A 25,217-nucleotide genomic window follows, 5' to 3' on the forward strand; every position below is an offset into this window, starting at 1 on the left:
TCATCGTCAAAGCAAAGGCACCCGCGATCAGGGTCATGTCGAGAGTCGTGTTTCGCATGAGGACGCCTTCTGCCTGCGGTGGATCCGAGGCTTGCCAGGTCCATTACGCCCGGGACCCCAGAATCCTTCCCTGCGGTCGAGTCGCGTTCGGAATGCGTTCAGGGAGAGAGCAGGCCATAGCCGTAGCGCGTATCGCGGCCCGGAGGCCCGAGGTCGCGGGCCATGGTGGCCAGGCGCTGCACGATCTGCGCAGCCGCACCTTGGCGCGGTGCATCCAGCAACTGGGCGACCCTTCGCGCCACGATCGGCGCCGCGAATGACGTGCCGCGCAACGCGTCGCTGCCGCGTCCGGCCACGCCGGATGCGCAGAAAGCCACCTGGTCGCCGCTGCCGGACTCGGGTAGCACCCGATCGTGCTCGTCGACCCCGCTGACGCCGATCACACCGGGGTAGGCTGCCGGGAACAACGGCGGCGCCGCGGGTCCGTCGTTGCCGACCGCGCTGACCAGCACATGGCCACGCGCGATCATCGCCTGCACCGCGCGTGCGAGCACCGGATTGTCCGGGCCAACCAGGCTGATGTTGATCACCGGCACGCGCTCGCGCGCCATCCACGCTAGCGCTTCCACCAGGCTCGAAGTGGCGCCGCCGACTTTATCGGCGCACCACAGGTCCGCTGCGTATAGCGTGTCGGGATCGCCATCGACGAGGCGTGCGGCCACCGCGGTGCCGTGCCTCGACACAGTCGCCGTCATGCAGCCATGTTGCTCGATGCGTGCGCGTGCCAATGCCGGATCGGCCGCGTTCACGCCGCCATCGATCAGTCCGACGCGTCGCGGCGTGGCTCCGGATGGCCCGGTCGCCGACGCGTCGCCCTGGCGGAGATTGTCGCCACCCGCGGACAGGTAGAGATGCTGGTAGGCGAAGGTGACTTTCGGCGCCACCTGCTGCAGCGCCTGCAGCGCTTCGATCTCGCTGCGTCCACGCGTGTCGTGCAGGACCACCATGTCCAGCCCCAGCGTCGCGTCCGCCGACGCCTGACTGTCTGCGGTGAATCCCTGTGCCTGCACTGCATGAAGTTGCTCGCCCGAAAGACCCAGCGCGAGGAATTCACCACGCAGCACCGGCTCGCCGTGAGGATCCACCGTCACCCGCCTGGGTTCCTCGCGCAGCAAGATATCGATCTGCGACTGCCGCGCGACGGCCGGCGTCTCGTGCCCGTGCCGCGGATCGTCGACGTGCTGTGTCGCCGCAGCCGGAAGCGTAACGGGCACGCGGGGCATGGCGGGCATGCCGCCGCCGCGGGGAACATGCACGTCGGGCAAACTCCGCGGCGGACCGCGTAGCTGTGCCCGCGCAGGCGCCGTAACGCCCATGGCCAGCGCGACCGACAGCAAGGGAATCAGCACGGAAATCGGGCGCTGTATCGGCATGGCGGGACCGGCCGGTAGTCAGGGGTTGCAATGCTAGCATTGGCTCACTTTACGCTCCCGAACCGCGCCGTTGCTCGCGAGGGAAGGAATCGTCCCCTTCAAACGTAATGGAAAAGCGATACGTGGATCCGAGTCAGGTCGTGCGCGAAGGATTGATCCCGCTACTGCCGCGTCTGCGCCGCCTTGCGAGGGCCTTGACGGGACAGGTCGATGATGCCGACGACCTGTTGCAGATCGTGCTGGAGCGCGCCATGACTCGGGCGGCGCAATGGCGACCGGATGCTGCGCTGGACAAGTGGGTGTTCGCGATCGCGCGGAACGCCTGGCGGGACGAGCTGCGCGCCCGCGGAAGATCGCAACGCCTGTTTGCAGGCGAGGAAGCCGGTGTCATGGCTGCCGACGGAAACAGCGGGCCCGCGCAGAAGCTGGAGCTGGCAGCGGCACTGGTGGCACTGCCGCCGGATCATCGCGAAGTGGTGGCCCTGGTGCTGGTCGAGGGCTTGTCGTACAGCGAAGCCGCCGAGCTGCTGCAGGTCCCGGTGGGAACCGTCACCAGCCGCCTGGCGCGTGCTCGCGCCGCTCTGCAGTCTTATCTTGGGAACGGCACATGAACCTGATCGACGACGACACATTGCAGGCTTACGCGGACGGCGAGCTCGACGCGACAAACACCGCGCGAATCGATGCCGCGCTGGCGCACGACGATCTGCTTCGACGCCGCCTGCAGCAGACACGCGCCCTGCGCGCGCAGCTCAAGGCCGCGTTCGACCCGGTGCTCGACGAGCCGGTACCGGCACGCCTGTCCGCATTGTTGCAGCCGGCACGTCCGCAAGCGCCGATGCCGATAAAGCCATTGGCCCAGGCTGCAGGTCGACGGGGATTCGACGCGGGTCGGCGCCGCGCGTCCCGCCGCTGGTGGAAGCCGGTCGCGGCAGCGACCGCATCGGTCGCGGTGCTGGCCGTAACGCTGTGGTGGCACGCCGGCAGAGCACCGCTGAGCGTGCACGACGACCGGCAATACGCCACGGCTCCCTTGTCCGATGCACTCGACCGAGCACTGGCGAGTGAACCCGACCCACATGCCTCGGTCGGCATCGGCCTGAGTTTCCGCAGTACCGACGGACGCATCTGCCGCACCTTCATCGATCGCGCCAAGCCGACGCTGGCCGGCCTGGCTTGCCATGACGATGCGGGCTGGCGGCTTTCCGTACTCACGGCAGCCAAAAAACCCGAAGAAGGCGAACTGCGGCAAGCTGCCAGCAGCATGCCCCCCGCCGTCCAGGCAGCGGTCGACGCGCGCATCCGCGGCGAAGCCTTCGACGCCCGGCAAGAGCGCGCGGCGCGCGATGCCGGCTGGCGCTAGGGATGCTCTGATCCTCAACGCAGGGGTTGAGAAAACCGACGTTTGAAGCGGGCGCGGGGATACCGGCGACCTATTGACTACAGATGTAGTCAAGGCGTACCGTGACTACATCTGTAGTCACGGAACTACCCAGCCATGTCCAAACCTTCCATCGGCGATCAGGAGCTGGCGCTCCTTCACTATCTGGCCGAACACGGCGGCGCCTCCGTCGGCGAGGTGGCCAGCGGCTTCGGCGAGCCACGCGGCCTGGCCCGCTCCACTGTGCTGACCATGATGGAACGCCTGCGCGGCAAGGGCTATCTGAAGCGCCGGCAGCTGCGCGGAATGTTTCGCTACAGCACGGCGACCGGGCCGAAGGAGGCGATGCGCAGCGCCGTGGGCAGCTTCGTCGAAAAGACGCTGAGCGGTTCGGTCTCGCCGTTCGTGGCCTGGATGTCGGAGCGTGCCGAAGTCAGCGAGACGGAACTGGCCGAGCTCGAGGCGCTGGTCGCGCAGCTGCAGACCCGGCGCAATGAGTCTTGACATGGCCTCGCTGACCATCCTGCTCGATACCTTGCTCATACGGCTGGCCTGGACCTCGGCCCAAGCCGTGTTGCTGATCGGCGCCGTCTGGCTGATCGGCCGTCTGCTGCCGCAACTGTCGCCCGCATTGCGCTGCACGCTGTGGTGGCTGGTGGGCATGCAGCTGATCCTCGGGCTGTGCTGGAGCTCGCCATTGCAACTGCGCGTGCTGGCTCCGACACCGCAGACCGCGACTGCTGCGCAAGACCGTACTGTGTTGCCGGTCGTTGCCATCACGGATGCCGCGCCCATGAGCCACGTGGTGCCCGAACCGGTTCAGTCATTGCCGGTCGCGTGGTATTCGCATTGGCGGCTGATCCTGATTTCGCTGTGGCTGGCCGCCGTGCTCGTGCAGCTGCTCATCGCAAGCAGGCAGTGGCGAAGCGCTCGTCGCGTGCTGCTCGACTCGCGGCCGTTGACCGATGATTCGCTGCGGGCTGTCTGCGCGGAACAGGTGCGCAGGCTTGGTCTGCGCCGGGAGCCACAACTACGCACGTCCGCGGAAATCAGTTCGCCGCAGGTCACCGGACTATGGCGCACCACCGTGCTGCTGCCGGCCGACCAGCGGCTGACGCTGGCGGAATCCGCGATGGCTTTGACCCACGAGCTGGCGCACCTGCGTCGCGGCGACCTGTGGCTGGGCTGGATCCCCGCCATCGCGCAACGGCTGTTCTTCTTTCATCCACTGGTGGCGTGGGCGGTGCGCGAGTACGCGCTGAGCCGCGAGGCCGCCTGCGATGCAAAGGTGCTGCAGCAGACCGGCACGATGCCGCAGGCCTACGGCCATCTGCTGCTGCGCCTGGGTATCTCCCACCCGATGCATTCCGGCCTGGCCGGAGCTTCGCCATCGTTCCATAACCTCAAGAGGCGACTGACCATGTTGCAGCAGTCCGACAACCTGCCCCGTCCCCGCACGCGCGCGTGGCCACTGATCGTCCTGATCGTGCTGGCCGGCGTGTTGCCATATCGCGTCACCGCGAGCGCTCCGCAGACATCGGCGACGGCGCACTCGACGCTCGCCGTACCGGCGCCGCCACCTCCTCTCCCGCCCCCGCCCCCCCCGCCGCGCGCACCATTGCCGCCGCCTCCGCCGCCTCCGCCGCCACGTCACGCGAACAACTTTTCGGCACACCATGTCGATATCGATACGTCGGCAGATGCGGCTTATGGTTTCGCGCTACTGGATGGCGATTCGGTCACCATCAACGGCTCGGACGCCGACGTCGATGCAGTAAACAGGCTGCGCAAGGCGAACGAACCGGTGCTGTGGTTCCGCCGCGGCGACAAGGCGTACGTGGTTCGCGACAGCGCCTATATCCAGCGCGCCAGGGCCATCTATGCGCCGGTGCTGGCGCTGGGCAAGCAGCAGGGCACACTGGGCGGCGAACAGGGCCGGCTCGGTGGCTTGCAGGGCGGGCTTGGTGCACGCCAGGGTGCGCTGGGATCGCAGCAGGGACAGCTCGCCAGTCAGCAGGCAAAGCTGGCGGGTGAACAGGCATCGTTGGCCGGACAAGCCGGCGACGACAAGCGACAGGCGGAACTCGAAGCCCGGCAGGCCGTGCTGCAGTCGCGTGAAGATGAGCTCGGCAAGCAGCAGGATGAGCTCGGCCAGCAACAGGAGGCACTGGGCAAGCAACAGGAGGCGCTCGGTGCCAGGCAGGAAGCGCTTGGCAAACGCCAGGAGCAGGCCACCGCGCAGGCCAACCAGCAGGTCGGCAAGCTGCTCGACGAGGCGTTGGCCAAAGGCGCCGCACAAGCCGTCAGCCCTCGCTGACGAACGAGGTTGCCCGGTCGGCTGGTGACGCCGCACCGGGCATTCTTTTTATCGCAGGCCTTGTGCCCGACGCGACGACAGGACTCCGAGAACCTCGACTTCCTGCGTCGCTGTCTTCTGCATGAATCCGCTCTTCCCGAGGAAGCGCGGATGAACTTCAGTCCTTCGGCACCTTCATCGCGTATTCCTGCGGTGGCGTATTGCCGGCGAGGTTGTGCACGAAGTAGTCCCAGCGGCGGCGGGCCACATACGGCGATGCCTTGCCGTAGCCGTGGTGGGCATTGGGGATCAGCAACAGGTCGAAATTCTTGTTGGCCTTGATCAGCGCATCGACCACCAGCAAGGTGTTCGAGGTCGGCACGTTGTCGTCCATCGTGCCGTGGGTGAGCATCAGGTGGCCCTTGAGGTTCTTCGCGTAACTCTGGTTGGCCTGCGCGTCGTAGTTGGTGCTGCCGTCCTTGTTCGTCACCAGCAGGCCCTGCCACTTCTCGGCCCAGTCGTCCTCGTAGTTGCGGTTCTCGTGGTTGCCGCTTTCGGCCCAGCCGACCTTGAAGAAATCCGGGTAATGGAACATCGCGCCGGCGGTGGCATTGCCGCCACCGGAATGACCCCAGATGCCCACGCGATCCAGGTCGATCCACGGATTCTTCGCGCCGAGCTGGCGGATCGCGGTGACCTGGTCCGGCAGAGTGTTGTCCTCGACGTGCTCGAAGTAGGCATCGTGGAATGCCTTCGAGCGCCACGGCGTGCCCATGCCGTCAATGGCCACGACGATGAAGCCGAGTTCCGCCAGTGCCTGGTGATCGCCACGCGACGGCATGAAGCTGCGGCTGCCGACCGAACCGGTCTGCGGGCCGGGGTAGACGTAGTCGACGATCGGATACTTCTTCGATGCATCGAAGTTCGTCGGCTTGAACATCAGGCCGTACAGCTCGGTCTTGCCGTCGCGTGCCTTCACCGTGAACGGCGTCGGCGCAATCCAGCCGCTGGCGACGAGGCGGCTGATGTCGGCCTTGGCTACCTGCGCCACGGTTTGCCCATCCTGCGCGTTGCGCAGCACGGTCACCTGCGGCGTCGTCGGGGTGGAATACGCATCGACGAACAGACGTCCATCCGGTGACAGCGCCACTGTGTGATCGGTCGGCTCCGGCGTCAGCAGGGTCGGCTTGCCGCCGTCGAGGCTGACCTTGTAGAACTGCTGGTAGTAGGGATTCACGCCACGCTCGCGACCGACGCCGCGGAACCACAGCGTGCGCGTCTTCGGATCGAGCTTCAGCACCTGGGTGACGTTGCCGGCGCCGGTGGTGATCGCGCGCTTGAGCTTGCCGGTGTTGAGGTTGTACAGGTACAGCTGACCCCAGTTGGTGCGCTCGGAAAACCAGACCGCCTCGTGGGTTTCCGGCAGGTAGAACCAGTTGACCTGGTCGTTGCCGCTTTCGTAGTAGGTCTTGACGCTTTCCTCGAACACCGTGCGCACCGCGCCGCTGTTCGCATCGGCGATGCGGAACCATTCGTGCTTGTGATCGCGCGAGGTGGACACGAAGGCCAGCGTCTTGCCATCCGACGCCCACTTCACGTCGTCCCAGCCACCGTCGGGCCCGCAGCTGACGTCGTCGCACAGGGTGGAGCGGTGCTGGTCCGGCGGCATCTTCAGACGCACGACCCGGTGGCTCGGCACGTCGATGATGACGCGCTCGATCATCGTCACGTCCTTGTCGCCGACCAGCGGATACTTCCACGCCTCCAGCTTCGGATGACCGACGTTGGTGCTGATCATGTACATGTCGCCGGTCTTGCGCTGGTCCTGCTGGAACGTGGCGATCTGCGTCGAATCCGGCGACCACACCAGGATCGCGCTGTCGGTGTGCTTCCAGCCCGCGTTGTCGGTGGCGTAGCCGAAATTCTCCACGCCATCGGTGGTGAGCTGCGTTTCCTTGCCGCTGGCGACGTCGCGCAGCCACAGGTTCCAGTCGCGAATGAACGCCTCGGTCTTCCCGTCCGGCGACAGCGCGCCAGGCTCGCCGCCTGCCTTGTCGCCGGCGTCCTTCTTCGCGCCATTGCCGGCCACGCACACGCCGGCGGCTTTCAGGTCACACAAGTAATGGGCGTCGCGCAGCGCAATGTCGACACGGCCGTCCACCATCGCGCGGTAACCGGTGACCGGCAGCTTCTTCGCATCGACCGGCTTGCCGGTCGCCTTGCCCAGCGCGTCGGCGAGCTTTACCTGGTCGAATAGCGGTGTGACCTTGCCGCTGGCCGCATCCATCTGCACGAAATGGTCGCCGTTGCTGTCGTGATCGCGATACCAGAAATGGCCGTCGTCCAGCCAGCTCACCTTTTGCACCGCGTGATCGACCAGCGGCGTGGTGTTGTAGGTCATGAAGCGTTCCGCCTGCGCGTAGTCGTTCGCGCTTAGCGTCCTGCCTTGCGCGACGACACCGCCGGACAGCAACCCCAGTATTACCGCGCCGAACAGACGCGACTTGCTGATCATCGAATGCATGCTTTGCTCCACGGGAAATCGGATGGCACGACGGCAGCCCGATGCAGCGGCTACGCCGAACCGACCGATGCTAGCGCGATACCGCACCGGCCTCCCTGTGCCAAAGGTCTATGCCGCCGCGCAGCTGTCGCTGGCGGCAAACTACACTGGTGCACTGCGTCATTCACCGCCAGTCCATCCCCACGCCAGGTGACCCATGCTCCCCGCCCCGATCGAAGCCCGTCTGCTCGAAATGGTTTTCCCCGATCACACCAACCACCTCGGCACGTTGTTTGGCGGCCAGGCGCTGGCGTGGATGGACAAGGCCGCCTTCATCGTCGCCTCGCGCTATGCGCGGCGTACCGTGGTCACCGCCCGCTCGGAGGAGGTGAACTTTCGCGTGCCGATGCGCACCGGTCAGCTGGTGGAACTGGTCGCCAGCGTGGTCAAGGTCGGCCGCAGCTCGATGACTGTCGAGGTGGAGATGACCGCCGAAGATCTGCTCAGCGGCGACCGTCGCGTCTGCACCACCGGCCGCTTCGTGATGATCGCGCTGGATTCCAACGGCTCGCCAACGAGCGTTCCGGCGCTGCCGTCCGAAGGCTGAGCCATGCCATCTCGCTGCCCGGTGGATCCAGGCGGCGACGACAGCAGCCGGTCAGTGGATGTAGCCGGACTCCTGGGAGTCGACCTTGACCCTGATCAGCTTCATGGAACCCAGGTCGCCCACGCCACCATTGGCGAAGGTCAGCACGCCCTCGCCCTTGTAGTGGCATTCCGTACGGGAGTTGTCGCCGCCGAAATGGAAGGGAATCCAGGCCTTTCCGGTCATGTAGGTCTTCTGGTCAGTCGGCGGCCCGATCAGGTCCATGATCTGCTTCGAATACATGCCCACCTGGATCCTGGCGAACTTGCTGCCCGGCGCGGGCGTTCCCTCGACTTCGGAGGACTTCGGTGCACCGGCGCAGATCGCCATCGGTGCGTAGCTGGCGAAAAAGGCCAGGGACGACATGAATACGAGCGACTTGATCTTCACTGACAACTTCTCCCTTTGGATGTTGATGGCCACAGCGGCGAGGCAGACACGGCGAACGCAGCCTGGCGCCGCGACAACGAGCGCCAGGCACACGGCCGGGCATTCGACTCCCCTGCTGCAGAATGACAAGATTGCGCCGGGCGCGAGCCGCGGCGGAATCCGCAGTGGATGCTAGACAGACCCACCGGAAACGACAAAGGGGAAAGCTGCGACAACATGTAAGATTTTTCTGCAGCGCTACGTCTCTGCAACCGAGCGCACAGTCCCGATGCCCCTGATCGACCGCCAGATCCGCTTCACGGATATCCGAAGGAGCCCTTCATGTCCACGCCACTTCGCGTCATCGGCAATTACATTTCGCCCTACGTGCGCAAAGTACTGGCCTGCCTTGAACTGAAGGGACTGGAATATGAAATCGATCCGATCGCGCCGTTTGTCGGCAACGAAGAATTCAGCAGGATCAGCCCGTTGCGCCGGATACCGGTATTGATCGACGGCGACCTGGTGCTCAATGATTCCAGCGTGATCTGCCAGTACCTGGAAGATCGACACCCCACGCCCTCGCTCTACCCACGCGACATCGCCGACCGCGCCCGTGCCCGCTGGCTCGAGGAGTACGCCGATACGCGACTGGCCGACGGTCTGATCTGGCGGCTGTTCTATCAGCTGGCGATCAAGCGCCATATTTTCGGCGAGGCTCCCAACGAGACCGTGGTGCAACATGCGCGTGACGAGGCGATCCCCGCCGCGCTCGACTACCTGGAGCAGCAACTGCCGGACGATGGTTTCGTGTTCGGCGCGTTGTCGATCGCCGACATCAGCATCGCCAGCTGTTTCCGCACCGCCTCCTTCGTGCGCTACGCCATCGATGCCGAACGCTGGCCGCTGATGGCCGCCCTGGTGGTCCACGTGCAGGAACTGCCGGCATTGCAGAAGCTGGCCAGGTTCGAGGACTGCATGCTGCGCCTGCCGCTGGCCGAGCAACGCGGGGCGCTGATCACCGCCGGCGCCCCGCTGACCAGCGACACCCTGGGCACCAGCGCACCGCGCCCCGGCCCGCCGCGCGCGTCGTGAGGCCACACCACCTGCCGTGGGAGCGCGTCCTGTGCGCGATGTTCTTCGTCACGTGACGAAAAGCCATCGCGCACAGAGTGCGCTCCTACGCCGTCGTCAGTTCCACCAGCCAGTCGACGAACACTCGCAGCCGTGCCGGCATCTGCCGCTGCTGCGGGTACAGGATGGTCATCGGCAACGACGGCGGCGGGTGTGCCGGCAGTAGCTGGCGCAGCCCGCCGCTCTTCAGCGCATCGACGATGCGGTAGCGCGGCATCTGCGCGATGCCCAGGCCGGCTTCGCAGCAGCCGAGGTAGGCATCCACGCCGCTGACGCTGACGCAGCCCGGCAGCACGATCTCGCGCCGCTTGCGGCCGACCATGAACTCCAGCGGCTCGGCCCGGCGGGTGGTCGGCGAAACCCAGTTCACCGCCAGATGACCGTCCTGCAGTGCGGCCAGCGAATTGGGCAGGCCATGTCGGCGCACGTAGGCGGCGCTGGCCACGGTGACCTGTTCCAGCATCGCCACGCGGCGCCCGACCATGCCCGAATCGCCCAGTTCGCCGATGCGCAGCACGCAATCCACGCCTTCACGCACCAGGTCGACGAAGCGGTCGCCGGTGCCGATGTCCAGCTGGATCTGCGGGTAGCGCGCGAAAAAATCCCGCAGCGCGGGGATCACCAGCAGGCGCGCCAGCGTCGCCTGCAGGTCGACGCGCAAGCGGCCCTTCGGCCGGACCCGCGCCTCGCGGAAATCCGTCTCGACCTCGTCCACGTCGGCCAGCAGGCGCAGGCAATGGCCGTAATAGGTCTCGCCTTCGCGGGTGGCACGTACGCGACGGGTGGTCCGCTGCAGCAGCTGCGCGCCCAGCCGCGCCTCCAGCCGCTTGATCGCGTGGGTGACGGTGGCGCGCGGCAGGTTCAAGTCGTCCGCAGCGGCGGTGAAGCTGCCCAGCTCGACGATCCGCGTATACAGCCGCATGGCTTCGAGGCGGTCCATGGCATTGTTGCTTGTTTTGAAATGGTGATGGCCATTATTGAGCATTTATCCGCTTGCGGTCGCGGCGCACCATGCACCTACTTATCACCCACCGGAGCGACAACCATGCAGACCCGCACTCTCGGCAAGAATCCTCATGGAAAGCCGGGCCCCCAGGTCTCCGCCCTCGGCCTCGGCTGCATGGGCATGAGCGCGTTCTACGGCCAGCACGACGACGCCGAATCGATCGCCACCATCCATCACGCGCTGGACCGTGGCCTCAACCTGCTCGACACCGCCGACATGTACGGCCCGCACACCAACGAGGTGCTGGTGGGCAAGGCGATCAGGGGCCGCCGCAAGGAGGCCTTCATCGCCACCAAGTTTGGCATCGTGCGCGATCCGGACAACCCGCAGGCGCGCGGCGTCAACGGCCGCCCGGAGTACGTGCGCGCGGCCTGCGACGCCAGCCTGCAGCGGCTCGGCATCGATACCATCGACCTGTACTACCAGCATCGCGTCGACCCGGGCGTGCCGATCGAGGACACCGTCGGTGCGATGGCCGAACTGGTTGCCGCCGGCAAGGTGCGCTACCTCGGCCTGAGCGAGGCCTCCGGCGCCACGCTGGAGCGTGCGTGCAAGGTGCACCCGATCGCCGCGTTGCAAAGCGAGTTCTCGCTGTGGACGCGCGACCCGCAAACGAACGGCATGCTCGCCGCCTGCCGCAAGCTCGGCGTCAGCCTGGTCGCCTATTCGCCGCTGGGCCGCGGCTTCCTCACCGGCGCGATCCGCTCGCCGGACGATTTCGACGCCGACGACTACCGCCGCACCAACCCGCGCTTCATGGGCGACAACTTCGCCCGCAACCTGCAACTGGTCGAACAGGTGAAAGCGCTGGCCGCCGACAAGGGCTGCTCGCCCGCGCAGCTGGCGCTGGCCTGGGTGCTGGCGCAGGGCGACGACGTGCTGGCCATTCCCGGCACCCGCAAGCGCTCGCGGCTGGACGAAAACCTCGGCGCGCTCGACGTGCAGTTCAACGCGGCCGAGCTCAGGGCCATCGACGCGGCGTTCCCGCCGGACGCCGCCGCCGGCGACCGCTACGTCAGCTCGGGCATGCACATGGTCAACGTGTAACGCCGTGCCCTCCCCTGCGCTGCAGGGGAGGGCTGGGGCGGGGTCCGCTCTCGATCCTTCCCGCCAGTGCCTCGCAGGGCGAGAAGCAAGGCGGCTAAACTGCGCGGCATGAGCACCCCCGAACACTCTCCCCTCGGCAAGGACACCATCTACGCCGATCGCTACGACCCCGGCCTGCTGTTTGCGATCCCGCGCGCCGACAAGCGTGTCGAGATCGGCGTGGGCGAAGTACTACCGTTCCACGGCGTGGACATCTGGAACGCGTATGAACTGTCGTGGCTCGACCTGCGTGGCAAGCCGCAGGTGGCGCTGGCCGAATTCCACGTGCCGGCCGCCTCGCCGCATATCATCGAATCCAAATCGTTCAAGCTCTACCTGAATGGTTTCGCGCAGGAACGCATCGCCAACGCCACCAGCCTGACCGATACCTTGCTGCACGATCTGTCCGCAGCTGCCGGCGCTGTGGTCAACGTGCAGCTTCATGCGGCCCATGGCGCAACGCTGCCGGTCACTGGCCTGGAGGGCGATCTGCTCGACGATCAGGACATCGAGGTCGATCACTACGGACCGCCCGACGCCGACTTCCTGCTGGTCGACCGTGCGGCCACGCCAGTGGCCGAAACCCTGGTATCGCATCTGTTGCGCTCGAACTGTCCGGTTACCGGCCAGCCGGACTGGGGCAGCGTGCAGATCGCCTATCGCGGTGCACCGATCGACCACGCCGGACTGCTGCGCTATCTGATCTCGTTCCGCACCCACAACGAATTCCACGAACAATGCGTGGAGCGCATCTTCGTCGACCTGACGCAACGCTGTGCACCGCAACAGCTCAGCGTCTACGCGCGCTATACCCGCCGCGGCGGACTGGACATCAATCCGTTCCGCAGCAGCACGCCGGGCACGCCTGACAACGCGCGCACGGTTCGCCAGTAGGTCGTTCGCAAGTGCCCCCTGTTTTCCTCCGGCGTAGTCACTGCGTGAAGATTCGCTGACTGCGAGGGCTGCCGGTAATCGGCGCTTCATGTCGACGGCGCTAGCCTCGCAGTTCATCACGCCACCGGACGTCGCTGCGGCAGTCGCCTATGGATCGGCATCGCCACGTCATCGACCCAGGAGTTCCCATGACACATTTCATCCGCACCACCGCGCTGTTCGGCGCCAGCCTCGCCGGCCTGCTGCTGCTCAGCGCCTGCGGCAAGAGCGAGCCGGCCGCGCCAGCCAGCACACTCGCGCCATCGGCCACCGTTGCCGCACCGCTTCCGGCACCTGCCACCACGGCAACGGCCGCGCCGGCCAGCCCCAGCACCGCGGCCAGCCTCGCGCCAGCCGCCTCTGCGCCATCGGCCGCGGCGCCGGTGGCAACCCCGCTGACGGTCGCCAAGGTGATTCTCGGCAGCGACGTGAACGCCGAGCATCAGGTAACCCGCGCCAGCAACCGTTTCGCCCCCAACGACAAGGCCATCTACGCCAGCGTCGCCACCGAGGGCAGCAGTGAGGGAGCCACGCTCAACGCCAAGTGGAGTTTCCTGGAAGGCCAGGGCCAGCTGGTCAGCAACATCAGCCAGTCGATCGCCACCGACGGCCCCGCCGTCACCACCTTCAAGGTGCAGAACCCGGACCTGTGGCCGGCAGGCAAATACAAGGTCGAGATCTCGCTCGATGGCAAGGAGGTGGCCAAGCAGGATTTCGAGATCAAAAAGAGTTGATCGACCCGTTCCGGTGAAGGCAAAAGGCGCCCTGCGGGCGCCTTTTCTTTTCTGTCGTCACTCAGCGCCGGCACAGCGCCTTGCGACCGATGGCCGGGTGATCGGTGAAGAACGCATCGATGCCGGCATCGAGATAGGCGCGGATCTCGACCATCGAACCGGCCTCGTTGAACGTGCGCGGATCGTCGCCCAGCCACAGGTTCTCAGGCTGGAAACAGTTCTCCGGGCGGAACGTGTACGCGTGCACTTCCAGACCTGCCGCATGCGCGTCGTGCACCAGCGGCGTGGGCGGCGCGAGCGCACCGCCGGGCCCGAGCGGAATGATCGTGCGGATATTCGGGCCAATCGCATCCGCATACGCGGCGATATCGCGCAGGCCAACCGACGTCATCATCTGCGCATAACCGAGTCCGCCGCCCGCTGCGATCACGTCACCAGGCTGCTGGTCCGCGTCACCCAGCAACTGCAGCAGCCGGATGTTGCCGTGCCGACCGCCGGCGAGCTTGCTGCGCAGGTATTTCAGGTTGCCGACTTCGAACGACTGGATCTCCACGGGCGCCGCGCTTGTGTAGCTGTGCGCAGTCAGTGTGGCCAGCAACGCGTCCTCCATCGGCAGCCCCAGCGCGCGGAAATACGTGCCGTGCTTGATCTCGGGAATGATCCCGATGACCCGCCCGCACGCGGTCGATTCGAGCGCGACGAAGTCGATGATCTCGTCCAGCGTGGCAACCTGGAACCGGCCGTCGTACAGCGTGCCGCGCAGCTGCGGCAGCCGTTCCCGCGCGCGCAGCGTCTTCAGTTCCGCCAGCGTGAAGTCCTCACTGAACCAGCCGCTGACTGCATGGCCGTCGATGCTCTTGCTGGTCTTGCGCGCGTAAAACTCCGGATGGGCGGCTACATCGGTGGTGCTGCCGATCTCGTTCTCGTGACGCGCCACCATCACGCCGTCCTTCGTCATCACCAGGTCCGGCTCGATGAAGTCGGCGCCATCGGCGATCGCCCGCGCATACGAAGCGAGCGTGTGTTCCGGCAGCAGCGCGCAGGCGCCGCGATGTCCGATCACCAGCACCTTGGCGGCGATCGGCTTCTCGGGAGTATCGGCAGCAGCGGACATGTGCATTCCGGAAGCGATGACGGCCGAAAGAAAGCGGGAGCATGGTCGTCTTGTTTTTGCCAACCACGCATCGGTCGGCACTGGCCCGCGAACTGGTGGGACGTCGGTCAAGCTTCCGTTGTTCCCAAACTGAGTAGCCTCGGATTCAAGATTTTCGCGTTGAATGTTACCGACGCTACCGTTGCCTTGCCGGAGGAGGTTCCTGATTCAATGTGGGAGGGAGGTAAACGCACCGTCTCAGTAAATGCCTATGAGCGCAGTGCTGATGCACGGACTGCATGTATTCAGGCGCGCGGCTGGGGCTGTGCAATCTGCCGCTTTGATTTCGGTCGAGTCTATGGGGTGGAATTTCAAGGATTTATCCATGTTCACCACAAAGTACCCGTCTCGAAGGTCGGAGCGCGGTACAAAGTCGATCCGGCCAGAGATCTCATTCCGCTTTGTCCAAATTGCCATTCCATCGTTCACTATGGCAATAAGACTAGATCGGTCCAAGAGGTAAAAACACTTCTACTGACCGCGAAACGGCAGAATAAATAATGAGCATGCCGCCCAACAAGTCACTGCATCGATCGGTTGAGCCCAGCACCCAAACTGAACAAGGATAGAGATCCAAGAATGTGAGCAATATGCTTTTTCGCGACGGTATACGCAGCAATGCATAGACCGCCTTGAGGGGGTTGTATCAGAGAACGAGCTCCGACAGTTTGTTGACGCCCTCAACCGCCCCGGCCGCGACCGAATCATCAAGCTTTGGGAGGTCGTGGTGCTCGATGCCCTTTCCCGGGTGTCACCGATACAGCATGAACAGCCTTTGCCCGACGGCCAGCGGCCAGATTTTGCATTTTCCCTTCTCGTCGAAGGACAGATGGTCGATGTCATCGGCGATATCAGATGCATCTCCGACAGCGGGCTCGATAGCCAAAATCCGATCCAAAGCTTGTCCGATGTGGTGGGTTCTACCCCGTTTTCACGGACAGTTGAGTTAAGGCCGTGAAGGCCCGATCCCGAACCTCGATTCTGCGTTGCATTCGGGGATTGTGGAAGCGTTCGATGTAGTCAAAGACATCGGACCGTGCCTCGGCCAGAGTCAGGTAGCGGCGGCGACGGACACGTTCGCGTTTGATCATGCCGAAGAAGCCCTCGGCCGCCGCGTTGTCCGCACAGTGGCCGACCGCGCTCATGCTGCTTTGGGTGTTGTGATCAGTGAGGAAGCGCTGGTACTCGCCGCTGGTAAATTGCGTGCCGCGATCCGAATGCAGCACCAGCGGTTCCCGATCAGGACGCTGCCAGCAAGCCATCAGCACGGCCTTGATCACCATATGCCGATCCTGGATATCGGACATCGACCATCCGACGATCTGATGGTTGAACAGGTCGAGCACGGTGCACAAATACAGCCACCCTTCGGCAGTGTGGATGTAGGTGATGTCAGTCACCCACTTCGTGTTGGGCTCCAGCGCCGAGAAGTCGCGTTCCAGGTGATTCCTTACGTGATCCGGTCGTACACCCGTGCGCTTGCGCTGCCACGAACGCTTCTGCGGCACACCGAACAAACCGTCCCTGGCCATCAGCCGGGCGACACGATTACGGCTGGCCGTCTCGCCGGCATAGGACAGATCCTCATGCATGCGCGGCATGCCCATCACGCCATCGCTGGCGGCATGAAACTCCCGTATCCGGGCCAGCAAACGCTGGTTGTCGGTGGCTCGGGCGCTCATCGGCCGTTTGTTCCAGGCATGAAAGCCGCTGGTCGACACCTTCAGGCATCGACACATCAGCTGGACAGGATAGAGACCGCGACAGCGTTGGATCGTCTGATACTTCAGCTCGATTCCCTGGCGAAGAACGCTGCCGCATCGCGCAAAAAATCTCTCTCCTTCTATACCGGGCCAGCTCGCGCTTGAGCGACGCCATCTCCTGGTCGCGCGGCACGCCCGAGCCGGCGAAGGCCTTCGCCTTATCGGTCTCCAACTCACGCCGCCAACGGCCAAGAACCCCCGCACCCACGCCAATGTCGCGGTCCACCTGACTGAGCTGCGCACCTGGCTGACGGGTCAGGCCGACGGCCTCCCGCTTGAACTCTTCGCTGAACTTTCTTCGCTTGGACATGACACTCCTTTTTGACCATGATCGGTCTTCTTGGAAGTGTCCGCGTTAACGGGGTAGAACCCGGTTGTTCGTGCTGCCCGCAAGATGCGCGTCAATCCAGACAGGCTTGACATCCGGGTCCAAGGCAAGACCATCGGCCAGTATCGGGATGCAAAGATGACCCTCAGTCTTCCCGCGAAAAGCGACATCGCCGACTTTGTCCGCACAGAAATCGTCCCGTTCCTGGGAACCGTAAGGAACGCCCCGGGAAGGAGCGCCTCGATAGACATCCAGCGACCGGATGCCGTTCTGACCGTGGCCTACGACCCAGAGCAGATGTTCTTCCGCATGGGCCATCCCAGCTACGACGTGTCATATTCCGTCGACAGAAACCCGCTTTGGTCAGCCCTCAAGGACAAGGCCAACCAGCTCCGCGCGTCCCCCTCCGACAGCATCCGCCTCGTTATAGTCTGCGATGGTGACTGCAAGACACTCAAGGAAAAGTCTCCGATGGGTGGCCACTTCAGCACGAGAGCCATCGTGGAGGACTTTCTGCGTCGGACCTCGACGGTCGATGCCGTGCTTTTGCTCCCTGTGGTCGAGACGCGTCATTTTATGATGCAGAAAAGTGCGATTTCCCTAGTGCCGGACTTCTACGCCAGGAGAGCAGGGGCACGCGTCGTGATGGCCGGGCGGAACGAGATTGCGCTTAGAACCCACTTAAATGCCTTCCTCACCAACATGCCGAAGCCGTGCCTCAGTGCACTAAACGCCGTGAATTGGTGTGAAAAGGAAGGCTTTCTGATCGGCCTTCATGGCGGCTATTCCATATCCGGAAACACGATGAAAATTTCTTCCAGACAGATACTCGAGACACTCGCCGGCATCCCGTCCCACGGCCTTCCACCTCTCGGAAGCCCTCCCGATGCTCCTCTTCCGCCCGCAAACTGGCAGGAGCACTTTCTCAGGTATCTTCAGCACGGGCAGATGATTTCGAAGGTAACAGTCGTCTCGGGTGGAGATGCCGACGACGACACACTTGAATTCGAGTTCGGGCAGTCCGATCCCGCCTTTCATTCCTTCCGGATGCCGAAGGCTCCTTAGAGGTCCCCCTCGCTACAGCGGTTTCCCGGCTACGGATCAGGCAAGCGAGTGGTCACGTAGAAGTCCTCATGACGGGACATGTGCATTCTGCTGATGTAATGAACCGCATATACGAAGTATCCGCTTTCTATGGCGGTCATTTCTTTAGCCCAAGGAAACCCTAACATCCTCGTTGGCCAGGCGTATGACGATACCTATAACGCAGCAAACACTCGAATATTGGGAAGAATTTTTCATAAATCGAGGTGTTGAGATTCCGATTTTTCAACTGGCAGATATAGTCGTTTTGGAAGCGCTCGGGCTGGACTGGTTTGATCGTTTCGAACGTCATCTTACTGAACGCAAGGATCTCCGAGGGCTGCCAGGTGATCTCGCAGATCGAGAACGCGCAGTGTCGCGGATACGTATCGGTCACATGATTTATCTTCTGCAATCTAGCGATGGCTTTGTTGATCGCATTGAAGAGTTTCGCACAGCAGAAATCGAGGCCTCTTTCTTTGAACTGAATTTCGCTTCGCTATTTGTTCAAAATGGCTACACCGTACGATTCGTAAAGCCGAGCGGCCGCAAGCAGGAAGATTATGACTTCGACGTGTTGGTCGATCACAAATGGATCGCCGTTGAGGCAAAGACTCGTCGCAATGGCCCGCTCAAGGACGCGAACACCATCCGGAACGCCCTGAAGAAAGCCCGATCACAGCTGCCAGTCGACAGGCCCGGGGTAATCGGTATTTCGATTGCCTCAGAGTACGAGGGCCACAACCTAGGTGAACACGCGATTCAAGCAATAGAACAAGAGATTCATGAATTCCTGCATAAGACAAGTAGAGTTAACAAGGTGATCGTCTTCCGCCACACCTGGGACGGCCAACCTCCGGCTTGTCGTACCAATGTCAATGAAATTGGGAAGTGCGTTCATTGCAAAAGCATCCCTGCCAGAAAATGGGCTGATCGGCAGTTCTTAATTTCCGACGTCTCCGAGCTAGAGCAACAAGGCGCAGGAACTGCATTCCCATCCTTTGCCCCAAAGTATGGGTATCTGTTGGGTCGGCCGGTTGAGGCCGCCGGACGATAGTGGCCAATTGCCACCAGCTCTCTCGGTACACCTCGCACCGATCCAGAGCCAGACTGGCACGCCGGACCAAGACGGAGGCGGCAAATTTATGCTTAACGTTCAACCATAAATCTGCCAAAACGGCAAATTTATGCTTAAACGCACAGGTGCGCCAGGGATGTACAGAAAATGGTGCGCCCGGCGGGATTCGAACCCACGACCACCGCCTTCGGAGGGCGGTACTCTATCCAGCTGAGCTACGGGCGCATGTATGGCCGCGCGCGATGCCGGGGGCACCGCGGGGAGCACAGTATAGCCGAGATGGTGCGGGGCGGGCATGCGGGTGGGCGAACGTTCCTTTGCATTCCGGCGCGAGCGCCCGCCCCTCACCCACACCCTCTCCCCCGACGGGGGAGAGGGTGCAAGGTGCGGCTTCAACGCGCCTTGAGCAGGGTGCTCAGGGTGTCCGGCTTGCTGCTGTCGCGCACCAGGTGCGGGTACTTCAGGCCGTCGTGGTAGTCGATGCGGATGGTCTGGTACTGGTCGAAGTTCTTCACCAGCAGCTCGACCGGCACGCTCTTGTCCTTGGCCGAGGCGGTGACGGCTTCCTTCAGTGCATCGGCGGAGTAGTCGCGGCCGTTGACCGCGATCACGCTCATGCCCGGCGAGATGCCGGCCTTGAAGGCCGGGCCATCCCACAGCACGTCGCCGATGCCGCCGCCCTTGCCGATCGAAAGGCCGAGCGAATAGGTGAGGTCGACGAAATGCCGACGCGACTCGATCGCCTTCACCGCATCGGACGGCTTGTCGGTGTAGACCAGCTTCCAGCCGTGCGACGCAATGCCGCCGGTCAGCGGGCCATGGCCGTCCAGACGCGTGCGCAGGTATTTCGCCCAGTCATAGGGCGCGATGGCGTTGAGCGTCTTGACCACGTCTTCGAAGACGTAGGTGTTGACGTCCCACTTGCCGTTCTCCATGCCGAAGAACGCCTTGCCGAAATCGTCGATGCTTTTCTTGTTGCCACTCAGCTCGCGCAGCTTGCCGTCCACATCCAGCCAGATCATCTGGCCGGCCGAGTAGTAGTCCTCGCTGGCCTGGTAGTTGCGATACGGCAGCGGTGCGCGCTGCGCGATCACCGGGTCGTTGGTGGTGTCCTGCACATTGCGGAAGCTGGCCAGGCCGGGGCGGCCCCGGTCGTAGGTGGCGGCGGTGAAGGCCCACATGTCGTGCGCCTGCTCGGTGTCCCACAGGCCCGAGCGCGCGGCCATCACCTGGCCCCAGAACTGGGTCTGGCCTTCGTACACCCACAGCAGGCTGTCGCTCATCGGCACGTTGAAGTTGGGCGTGGCCAGATCGGCGCCACGGCGGTACTTGCCGTCCCACGAATGATTGAACTCGTGCGAGAACAGGTCGCGCGCCAGCGCATTCTTCTTCCACTCGGTGAAGAAGTCGGCCGAGGTGCCGTCTTCGCTGGAGCGGTGATGCTCCAGCCCGTTGCCGCTCATCTTGTCGCTGAGCGAGACCAGGAAGTCGTAGTGGTCGTAGTGGTGCGCGCCGTACATCTTGTACATCTGCTGCACCAGGTTCTGGAACAGCTTGATCTGCTCGGGCTTGATCTCCAGGTACTTCGCGTCATCGGCCACGATGTCCATGTGCACCGGGGCCTTGGCACCCGGGTCCAGGTCCACGCGCTTGAAATACTTGCCTGCGTAGATCGGCGAGTCGACCAGATCGTTGTAGTTGATCGGCTTGAAATTGAGCGTGTCGCCGTCTTTCGAGGCCACTTCCAGCGCCGTGCCGGCCTGCCAGCCGGCGGGCAGCTTCACGCTGGCCTCGGTATGGATCTGGCGCGCGTAGTGGCCGGCCGGATACATGGTGACCGCGTTCCACTGCAGGTTGAGCATTTCCGGCGTCATCACCACGCGACCCTGGCGCGGGTTCTGCGGCGACAGGTACTGGAACGTCACCTCCACGCTGGTCGCGCCCTGCGGCACGTCGAGGTGGAAGGCGTAGACATTGAGCGGATCGCGCGTCCACGGCAGCACCTGGCCGTTCGCCTTCACCACCAGGCCCGCCATCTTGTCGATCGGACCGGTCGGCGAGTGATTGCCCGGCAGCCATTGCGGATACAGCAGGGTGAGCGGACCGGCCGCCACCGGCACGGTTTCGTGAACCCGGAAGATGCGGTGCGCCACATCGGTGGCGTCCACGCTGATCTTCAATGTGCCCTGATACGGCACATCCTGCGGCGCCGGGACATCAGCGAGTGCGGCGAAACTGGCCAGCCCGAAGGCAGCGGCGGCAAGGGCGGAAGCGAGACGGGTGACTTTCAATGCGTTCTCCGTGTGGGAAGGTTGGGGTACACAAGCCTTGCCGTACGAACCGAAAAACCTGCGGCGCGAATCGAACAAGACCAGACGGACTCCGGGAATCCATGCCGACGAATGCTGTCGCGACATGAATCCAGACGGCCGATGCTAGACCGGCAGCCCCGCGCTTAACCCATGCCGAAGGTCATGACCGCAGGTTGCCGTCACCTCGATCCGGTCGCCGCACCCGGTCATGGCACCCATCTTGCTCGTATCGGGTTGAAGTCGGCCGGGTTGCAGCCGGCACCGACTCCCACCCCATTCCCCCGAGACCCGCATGCACGTCCTGTTTCCCGAGCACCGACAGCGCACCAGCGACCCCGATCAGCGCCGCGAGTACAGCCACTATCTGGCGCGGCAGATGGGGCCGATGATCCATGCGCTGATGCTGATGGCAACGCTGGCGTATGGGGTGGCGGTAATCGCCAGCATGCTGATCCGCAGCTCGCCGGTGCCGTTGTTGCTGCGACTGACGCTGTTGCTGCCGCTGCTGCTGGTGGCCATGGCCGCCAGGCACGTGTGGCGCCCGCGAGTACTCAGTGGGCTGGCGCTGTTGTGCGTGCTGCTGCTGGAGATCGGCATCAACCTCAACAGCATCGGCCGGCTGCCAGGACAGCCGTGGGTGATGCCCGGCCTGCTGCTGCCGGTAGCCTCGTCGGTCATTTGGCTCGGTCGCTGGGATTTCGCCATTGCCATGGCGCTGTGCGCGCTCGGGCCGCTGCCGATGCTGCTGCTCGGCGCCGCCAGCAGCGTGCAGATCTTCCAGTATCTGGTCTACATGGCGATCGCCATTTCCCTGTCGACGGTGCTGCGCGCGTTCATGGCACGCACGCTGTTCGAACAGTTCCGGCTGGAGCGGCAACTGCGCGAGCAGGCCAGCACCGATGGCCTCACCGGCCTGCTGCTGCGCAACCGTTTTCTCGAACTGGCGCGGCTTGCGCTGGGCGACATCTGCCGCCAGCAGAAGCCGGGATGCATGCTGTACCTGGATGCCGATCACTTCAAGCAGCTCAACGACGATCACGGCCACGCGGCCGGCGATGCGGCGCTCGTCGCACTGGCCGCGGTCCTGCGTTCACAAACGCGCTCGGGCGATTTGATCGGCCGTATTGGCGGCGAGGAGTTTGCGCTGCTGCTGCCCGGCATCGATCAGCCACAGGCCGACCAGCGGGGCGAAAAATTGCGGCTGGCCGTGCGCGCGATCCTGCGCCCGGACGGTCCGCTGACCGTCAGCATCGGCATCGCCGAATGCCGCGATGCCGACGAGACCATCGAGGCCCTGCTGGCGCGCGCGGATCAGGCCATGCGCCAGGCCAAGCGCGACGGACGCGACCGGATCGTCAGCGCCGCTCAGCCGTGCATCACATAAACCGTCACATAGAACAACATGAGGCGATACAGCTGCAGCGACAAATACAGCCCCGCCAGCATCCAGGCGGTCAAGACGGCACACCCGGCGCGCGGGAACTCGAAATATCGCCGCAATGCGCGGTACACGTAGACCATTAGCAGCGCGCCAATCGCCATGCTCGCGAAATTGTCGTTCTGAAACACCGCGGGCACACGGCCTGCCGAGAGCCATCGCGACAGATGGACCACACCCGTCAACAGCCATCCGAACAGAAGCAGGACCAGCAGAAGACCGCTCCACAGATGCGTGGCGAAGATGGCCAGCTCAGGCAGGCCGCGGTGCAACGGCGCCAGCGTGAGCCACAGAAATCCTGCGAGCATGGGCACCAGCACGACCAGCAGGGCGCGTGACAACGCTTCGGTATGCTCGTCGAAGCTCTGTTCGTAGCGCTGCAACGCTGTCAGCTCCGCCGGATGACGGCTCGTGGCGACGCGCTTGGCCACCTCGGCCGTGGCGGATGGACGACCTGCATCAACCTCTGCCTTCAACGACTCGTACAACGCCGAGTAGTCCCCCATCGTCTCGACGCGATCCGTCGCCGAAGCCTTCTCGCCCAGCGCCTTTTTCAGCACCAGCGCCTGCTTCGTCTGCGCCAGCGGCTGCGTGTTCATTTGAAAATACAGCGGCGTGGTGAACGTTCGCACGGTGCCAAGCACGAAGAAAAGCAGGTTCACCGCGAAGAACAGCGCGACGGGCCGCGCATACGGCACCCGGCGGCCGCGGAAATATTCGCAGGTCAACTCGCCCGGCTTCGACATGAGCATGCGCAGCGAGGCCAGCAACCGGCCCTCGCCGTGAGAGAACGCCTCGAACCACTCCGCCACGATGTGCCCCAGCGTGTGCTCGCCCGGCTGCAATCGCCGCTCGCCGCATTGCGCGCAAAAAGCACCCGCCAGCGGCGCGCCGCAGTTCACGCAAACCGGCAGCGGCTCGTCGGGCAAACCGGCTGGCTCATGCATTTCCTGCCTCCGTCCTACTGCCATTCCGCCGCGCCGGACATCACGAACCCGCGCTGCGCCGAGTCTGTCCCGCCATCTTGCTATGCCGGATGCCGTAGGCGAAATAGATCACGCAACCCAGCGCCATCCAGATGATGAAGCGCTCGTAGGTGATCCATGGCAATCCATAGATCAGCACGGCGGAGAACACGATGCCGAGCGGCGCAGTGAACCACACCGCCGGCGTGCGGAAGTTGCGCTGCAGGTCGGGCCGGCGCACGCGCAGCAGCATGATCGAGCCGCAGATGATGATGAAGGCGCTGAGCGTGCCAATGTTGACCAGCTCGGCGACCTCGCCGATCGGCAGCAGCCCGGCGATCAGTGCCGTGAACAGTCCAAGGATGATGGTCGGCCGCGCCGGCGTGCCGAAGCGCGGGCTGACCTTGGCGAACCAGCCCGGCAGCAGGCCGTCGCGCGCCAGCGCAAACCAGATTCGCGCCGCACCCAACATGAAGGCGAACAGCACGCTGGTGACGCCGATCACTGCGGCCGCCGCGATGATGATGCTGAGCCAGTGCAGCCCGATCGACTCGAACGCATCGGATACCGAAGCCTCGCCGCCGAGCGTGCCGTACGGCACGATGCCGGTGAGCACCAGCGACACCGCGATGTACAGCACCATCGCGATCGCCAGCGACAGCAGCACCGCGCGCGGCAGGTCGCGTTGCGGATGTTTCGACTCCTCCGCGGCCGTGGTCAGCGTGTCATAGCCGAACACCGCGAAGAACACCACGCTGGCGCCGGTCAGCACGCCCTGCCAGCCGAAATGGCCCAGTCCGGTCGTTACATCGACCACCCGCGCAGGAATGAACGGATGCCAGTTAGCCGTGTCGATGTAGAACACGCCCACGCCCACCACCAGCAGCACGCCGATCACCTTGATTGCCACCACCATCGTGTTGAAGCGCGCGCCCCATTCGGTGCGCACGGTCAGCAACACGGCGACCGCGACCGATACGGCTGCGGCGATCACGTTGAAGCGATGGCCGTCGCTGGGCCCGGCGATCGCCTGCGCGCCATGCGCACCGAAGACCTGCTGCAGGTAATACTGCATGGTCTGCGCGCTCATGCTCTGCTGCGCCCACTCCGGCAGATGCACGCCGGCGGAGTTCAACAGCACCTGCACATAGCCGGACCAGCCGATCGCCACCACCGCGACTACCAGTGCGTATTCCAGCAGCAGGTCCCAGCCGATGATCCAGGCGACGAATTCGCCGAGCACCGCGTAGCCGTAGGTATAGGCGCTGCCGGTGACCGGGATCAGCCCGGCGAACTCGGCGTAGCACAGTGCCGCGCAGGCGCTGCCGAAGCCGGCGATGATGAAGCTCAGCGCCACCGCCGGGCCGGCATTGGTCGCCGCCTGCTGGCCGGCCAGCACGAAGATGCCGACGCCGATGATGCCGCCGATGCCGATCGCGGTGAGTTGCCACAGGCCCAGCACACGGCGGAAATCGCCACGCGAACCCACCTCTGCCTGCAACTGCTCGATCGTCTTGTGGCGCACCAGCTTGCTGAAGAAACCCATTGCCTGACCCCAAGGAAACCAGCGGCGATC

The 25,217-nt window shown here is 64.2% G+C and carries 23 protein-coding genes and 1 tRNA gene; 13 read left to right on the forward strand and 11 right to left on the reverse strand.

The features are described 5' to 3' along the window. Window positions 1-158: 158 nt before the first annotated feature. A complete protein-coding gene (locus EAH75_RS12570; RefSeq protein WP_241668937.1) occupies window positions 159-1,292 on the reverse strand; it encodes a S8 family serine peptidase in 1,134 nt (377 codons plus the stop codon). Between the two features lie 263 nt (window positions 1,293-1,555). Between EAH75_RS12570 and EAH75_RS12575 the strand changes: the two genes are divergently transcribed. The 4 genes from EAH75_RS12575 to EAH75_RS12590 all read left to right on the forward strand — a co-directional run bounded on the left by EAH75_RS12575 (window position 1,556) and on the right by EAH75_RS12590 (window position 5,131). Then, a complete protein-coding gene (locus EAH75_RS12575) occupies window positions 1,556-2,044 on the forward strand; it encodes an RNA polymerase sigma factor (protein WP_140648774.1) in 489 nt (162 codons plus the stop codon). Beyond that, window positions 2,041-2,796: an anti-sigma factor family protein gene (locus EAH75_RS12580; RefSeq protein WP_140805617.1), complete on the forward strand. Its 756-nt coding sequence runs from the start codon at window positions 2,041-2,043 to the stop codon at window positions 2,794-2,796. The genes EAH75_RS12575 and EAH75_RS12580 overlap by 4 nt, the downstream gene beginning before the upstream one ends. A 135-nt stretch (window positions 2,797-2,931) precedes the next feature. Beyond that, window positions 2,932-3,318, forward strand: a complete 387-nt coding sequence (locus EAH75_RS12585; RefSeq protein ID WP_140648770.1) for a BlaI/MecI/CopY family transcriptional regulator — start codon at window positions 2,932-2,934, stop codon at window positions 3,316-3,318. 1 nt (window position 3,319) lies between these two features. Continuing rightward, window positions 3,320-5,131, forward strand: coding sequence for a M56 family metallopeptidase (locus EAH75_RS12590; RefSeq protein WP_140805619.1), 1,812 nt, complete (start codon window positions 3,320-3,322; stop codon window positions 5,129-5,131). Window positions 5,132-5,288: 157 nt separating this feature from the next. Here EAH75_RS12590 and EAH75_RS12595 read toward each other — a convergent pair whose 3' ends face one another. Then, window positions 5,289-7,634, reverse strand: a complete 2,346-nt coding sequence (locus EAH75_RS12595; RefSeq protein WP_140648766.1) for a S9 family peptidase — start codon at window positions 7,632-7,634, stop codon at window positions 5,289-5,291. 196 nt (window positions 7,635-7,830) lie between these two features. Here EAH75_RS12595 and EAH75_RS12600 point away from each other — a divergent pair, with 196 nt between their 5' ends. Further along, window positions 7,831-8,220, forward strand: coding sequence for an acyl-CoA thioesterase (locus EAH75_RS12600; protein ID WP_140648764.1), 390 nt, complete (start codon window positions 7,831-7,833; stop codon window positions 8,218-8,220). 51 nt (window positions 8,221-8,271) lie between these two features. On the opposite strand, the gene EAH75_RS12605 is transcribed toward EAH75_RS12600, so the two are convergent. Beyond that, the gene (locus EAH75_RS12605; RefSeq protein ID WP_140805622.1) at window positions 8,272-8,742 is read right to left on the reverse strand and encodes a hypothetical protein; all 471 of its coding nucleotides are present in this window, start codon (window positions 8,740-8,742) and stop codon (window positions 8,272-8,274) included. 228 nt (window positions 8,743-8,970) lie between these two features. On the opposite strand from EAH75_RS12605, the gene EAH75_RS12610 reads away from it, so the two are divergent. Continuing rightward, window positions 8,971-9,723, forward strand: a complete 753-nt coding sequence (locus tag EAH75_RS12610) for a glutathione S-transferase family protein (RefSeq protein ID WP_140648759.1) — start codon at window positions 8,971-8,973, stop codon at window positions 9,721-9,723. A gap of 85 nt (window positions 9,724-9,808) precedes the next feature. Here the strand turns inward: EAH75_RS12610 and EAH75_RS12615 are convergent, their stop codons facing one another. Continuing rightward, window positions 9,809-10,702: a LysR family transcriptional regulator gene (locus EAH75_RS12615; protein ID WP_140805624.1), complete on the reverse strand. Its 894-nt coding sequence runs from the start codon at window positions 10,700-10,702 to the stop codon at window positions 9,809-9,811. Between the two features lie 105 nt (window positions 10,703-10,807). Here EAH75_RS12615 and EAH75_RS12620 point away from each other — a divergent pair, with 105 nt between their 5' ends. The 3 genes from EAH75_RS12620 to EAH75_RS12630 all read left to right on the forward strand — a co-directional run bounded on the left by EAH75_RS12620 (window position 10,808) and on the right by EAH75_RS12630 (window position 13,521). After that, window positions 10,808-11,815, forward strand: a complete 1,008-nt coding sequence (locus tag EAH75_RS12620; protein ID WP_140805626.1) for an aldo/keto reductase — start codon at window positions 10,808-10,810, stop codon at window positions 11,813-11,815. Window positions 11,816-11,923: 108 nt separating this feature from the next. Beyond that, window positions 11,924-12,748, forward strand: coding sequence for an NADPH-dependent 7-cyano-7-deazaguanine reductase QueF (gene queF / locus EAH75_RS12625; protein WP_140805628.1), 825 nt, complete (start codon window positions 11,924-11,926; stop codon window positions 12,746-12,748). Window positions 12,749-12,936: 188 nt separating this feature from the next. Then, window positions 12,937-13,521: a hypothetical protein gene (locus tag EAH75_RS12630; RefSeq protein WP_140805630.1), complete on the forward strand. Its 585-nt coding sequence runs from the start codon at window positions 12,937-12,939 to the stop codon at window positions 13,519-13,521. 61 nt (window positions 13,522-13,582) lie between these two features. Here the strand turns inward: EAH75_RS12630 and EAH75_RS12635 are convergent, their stop codons facing one another. Beyond that, window positions 13,583-14,641 carry a glycerophosphodiester phosphodiesterase gene (locus EAH75_RS12635; RefSeq protein ID WP_170212698.1) on the reverse strand — a complete coding sequence of 353 codons (1,059 nt, stop codon included), beginning with the start codon at window positions 14,639-14,641 and terminating at the stop codon, window positions 13,583-13,585. Window positions 14,642-14,845: 204 nt separating this feature from the next. Here EAH75_RS12635 and EAH75_RS20170 point away from each other — a divergent pair, with 204 nt between their 5' ends. After that, window positions 14,846-15,175, forward strand: coding sequence for an HNH endonuclease (locus EAH75_RS20170; protein ID WP_428993514.1), 330 nt, complete (start codon window positions 14,846-14,848; stop codon window positions 15,173-15,175). 250 nt (window positions 15,176-15,425) lie between these two features. Here EAH75_RS20170 and EAH75_RS20055 read toward each other — a convergent pair whose 3' ends face one another. Both EAH75_RS20055 and EAH75_RS12645 read right to left on the reverse strand, forming a co-directional pair. Further along, complete coding sequence (locus EAH75_RS20055) at window positions 15,426-15,560, reverse strand: hypothetical protein (protein ID WP_277752537.1); 135 nt, start codon at window positions 15,558-15,560, stop codon at window positions 15,426-15,428. 34 nt (window positions 15,561-15,594) lie between these two features. Beyond that, window positions 15,595-16,747, reverse strand: a protein-coding gene (locus EAH75_RS12645) for an IS3 family transposase (RefSeq protein WP_140805636.1) whose coding sequence is annotated in 2 segments (ribosomal slippage) — window positions 15,595-16,507 and window positions 16,506-16,747 — 1,155 coding nt in all. Because the reading frame shifts where the segments join, the coding sequence is not laid out codon by codon here. 84 nt (window positions 16,748-16,831) lie between these two features. On the opposite strand from EAH75_RS12645, the gene EAH75_RS12650 reads away from it, so the two are divergent. Next, window positions 16,832-17,830, forward strand: a complete 999-nt coding sequence (locus tag EAH75_RS12650; protein WP_140805638.1) for a hypothetical protein — start codon at window positions 16,832-16,834, stop codon at window positions 17,828-17,830. Between the two features lie 184 nt (window positions 17,831-18,014). Further along, a complete protein-coding gene (locus EAH75_RS12655) occupies window positions 18,015-18,905 on the forward strand; it encodes a hypothetical protein (protein ID WP_140805640.1) in 891 nt (296 codons plus the stop codon). A 169-nt stretch (window positions 18,906-19,074) separates the two neighbouring features. On the opposite strand, the gene EAH75_RS12660 is transcribed toward EAH75_RS12655, so the two are convergent. Then, a tRNA-Arg gene (locus EAH75_RS12660) sits at window positions 19,075-19,151 on the reverse strand. A 167-nt stretch (window positions 19,152-19,318) separates the two neighbouring features. Next, window positions 19,319-21,217: a M61 family metallopeptidase gene (locus EAH75_RS12665; protein ID WP_140805642.1), complete on the reverse strand. Its 1,899-nt coding sequence runs from the start codon at window positions 21,215-21,217 to the stop codon at window positions 19,319-19,321. 313 nt (window positions 21,218-21,530) lie between these two features. Here EAH75_RS12665 and EAH75_RS12670 point away from each other — a divergent pair, with 313 nt between their 5' ends. Then, window positions 21,531-22,622, forward strand: a complete 1,092-nt coding sequence (locus tag EAH75_RS12670; protein ID WP_140805644.1) for a GGDEF domain-containing protein — start codon at window positions 21,531-21,533, stop codon at window positions 22,620-22,622. On the opposite strand, the gene EAH75_RS12675 is transcribed toward EAH75_RS12670, so the two are convergent. Both EAH75_RS12675 and EAH75_RS12680 read right to left on the reverse strand, forming a co-directional pair. Further along, a complete protein-coding gene (locus tag EAH75_RS12675; RefSeq protein WP_161596301.1) occupies window positions 22,604-23,605 on the reverse strand; it encodes a DUF3667 domain-containing protein in 1,002 nt (333 codons plus the stop codon). The genes EAH75_RS12670 and EAH75_RS12675 overlap by 19 nt on opposite strands. A 58-nt stretch (window positions 23,606-23,663) precedes the next feature. Then, complete coding sequence (locus EAH75_RS12680) at window positions 23,664-25,187, reverse strand: amino acid permease (protein WP_140805648.1); 1,524 nt, start codon at window positions 25,185-25,187, stop codon at window positions 23,664-23,666. Between the last annotated feature and the right edge of the window lie 30 nt (window positions 25,188-25,217).

This window comes from Rhodanobacter glycinis (assembly GCF_006438785.1).
GTDB lineage: Bacteria > Pseudomonadota > Gammaproteobacteria > Xanthomonadales > Rhodanobacteraceae > Rhodanobacter > Rhodanobacter glycinis_A.

Bases quoted from the DNA above. Each gene is read 5' to 3' on its own strand.
- EAH75_RS12570 (WP_241668937.1), bottom strand. From the start codon at position 1,292: ATGCCCGCCATGCCCCGCGTGCCCGTTACGCTTCCGGCTGCGGCGACA.
- EAH75_RS12580 (WP_140805617.1), top strand. From the start codon at position 2,041: ATGAACCTGATCGACGACGACACATTGCAGGCTTACGCGGACGGCGAG.
- EAH75_RS12585 (WP_140648770.1), top strand. From the start codon at position 2,932: ATGTCCAAACCTTCCATCGGCGATCAGGAGCTGGCGCTCCTTCACTAT.
- EAH75_RS12590 (WP_140805619.1), top strand. From the start codon at position 3,320: ATGGCCTCGCTGACCATCCTGCTCGATACCTTGCTCATACGGCTGGCC.
- EAH75_RS12595 (WP_140648766.1), bottom strand. From the start codon at position 7,634: ATGCATTCGATGATCAGCAAGTCGCGTCTGTTCGGCGCGGTAATACTG.
- EAH75_RS12600 (WP_140648764.1), top strand. From the start codon at position 7,831: ATGCTCCCCGCCCCGATCGAAGCCCGTCTGCTCGAAATGGTTTTCCCC.
- EAH75_RS12610 (WP_140648759.1), top strand. From the start codon at position 8,971: ATGTCCACGCCACTTCGCGTCATCGGCAATTACATTTCGCCCTACGTG.
- EAH75_RS12615 (WP_140805624.1), bottom strand. From the start codon at position 10,702: ATGGACCGCCTCGAAGCCATGCGGCTGTATACGCGGATCGTCGAGCTG.
- EAH75_RS12620 (WP_140805626.1), top strand. From the start codon at position 10,808: ATGCAGACCCGCACTCTCGGCAAGAATCCTCATGGAAAGCCGGGCCCC.
- queF (WP_140805628.1), top strand. From the start codon at position 11,924: ATGAGCACCCCCGAACACTCTCCCCTCGGCAAGGACACCATCTACGCC.
- EAH75_RS12630 (WP_140805630.1), top strand. From the start codon at position 12,937: ATGACACATTTCATCCGCACCACCGCGCTGTTCGGCGCCAGCCTCGCC.
- EAH75_RS12635 (WP_170212698.1), bottom strand. From the start codon at position 14,641: ATGCACATGTCCGCTGCTGCCGATACTCCCGAGAAGCCGATCGCCGCC.
- EAH75_RS20170 (WP_428993514.1), top strand. From the start codon at position 14,846: ATGTGGGAGGGAGGTAAACGCACCGTCTCAGTAAATGCCTATGAGCGC.
- EAH75_RS12650 (WP_140805638.1), top strand. From the start codon at position 16,832: ATGCGCGTCAATCCAGACAGGCTTGACATCCGGGTCCAAGGCAAGACC.
- EAH75_RS12655 (WP_140805640.1), top strand. From the start codon at position 18,015: ATGACGATACCTATAACGCAGCAAACACTCGAATATTGGGAAGAATTT.
- EAH75_RS12670 (WP_140805644.1), top strand. From the start codon at position 21,531: ATGCACGTCCTGTTTCCCGAGCACCGACAGCGCACCAGCGACCCCGAT.
- EAH75_RS12680 (WP_140805648.1), bottom strand. From the start codon at position 25,187: ATGGGTTTCTTCAGCAAGCTGGTGCGCCACAAGACGATCGAGCAGTTG.